This is a genomic window from Vibrio sp. Vb0667, from assembly GCF_033391095.1.
Genome location: NZ_JAWPOL010000440.1, coordinates 1 through 1,016, shown reverse-complemented (window position 1 = coordinate 1,016; position 1,016 = coordinate 1). Strand labels below are relative to the sequence as shown.

General features: G+C 49.2%; 2 protein-coding genes. Both read left to right on the top strand.

Annotated elements, in window-relative coordinates:
• The coding region (locus R8269_RS26505; RefSeq protein WP_318223073.1) for a flagellar basal body P-ring protein FlgI at positions 1-511 on the top strand (511 nt) is incomplete at its 5' end.
• Between the two features lie 10 nt (positions 512-521).
• Positions 522-1,016 (top strand): rod-binding protein (locus R8269_RS26500; protein WP_318223072.1); only part of this gene is annotated, 495 nt, incomplete at its 3' end.

Below are 1,016 nucleotides of genomic sequence, written 5' to 3'. Positions count from 1 at the left end.
CACTGCAAAAAACATCGCACGTGAGATCAATAATACGTTTGGTCCGAACGTGGCTGTTGCCATCAACAAAGCACGCGTGGATATGCGAGCGCCGAAAGACACGCAACAACGCGTGATCATGATGTCGATGCTGGAAGAGATGAGCGTCGTAGAAGGTCGTAAGCCTGCACGTATCGTCTTCAACTCCCGTACTGGCACTGTGGTGATTGGCAAGAATGTCAAAGTTGGCGAAGCGGCAGTAAGCCACGGCAACTTGACGGTGCGAATTTCAGAATCAGAAAAAGTCAGTCAACCGAATGCGTTTGCTGATGGTGAGACAAAAGTCGTGAATCAAACGGATATTGATGTAAACGAAGAGCTCGCTCAAATGGTGATTTGGCCTCCGGGCACAGAGCTCAATACCATTGTCGATGCGGTCAACAGCTTAGGCGCAACCCCAACCGATTTGATGTCTATTCTTCAGGCACTAAATGAAGCGGGCGCGTTGAATGCTGAACTGGTCGTGATTTAAGGAGTGAACGATGAAACTAGACGGTAGCAGCGATCAAGCTCAATTGAACTCAATGCTTTATCACGACAACAGTGCGTTGGCGAACATCAAGCACAGTCGTGATCAAGAAGGCGCGCTCGAAATGGTGGCGGGTCAGTTTGAAGCTATGTTCTTACAACTGGTGCTGCGTCAAATGCGCAGTAGCAGCGACGTGTTAGCGGACAAAGACAGCCCATTTTCAAGCAAACAACAAGGCGTTTTTCGCGACATGTACGATGGCCAGTTGGCGATGGAGTTGGCGAAAAAGCAAAGCTCTGGCATCGCTAATATGCTGATTCAGCAGTTGAGCCCTTCAATGCGCGAAGTGGCCTTCGATTCGGCGCGCAATGTGTCTTCTGCAAATGACGGTAAACCGGTCGATTCTGAATCGATATCACAGCTTGAACTCGAAGAAATTACCGACCCATTTAACTCAACGGCTCAATCGGTCGCCTCAGTTAAACAAGTGCTTGGAGAAGCCGGTATG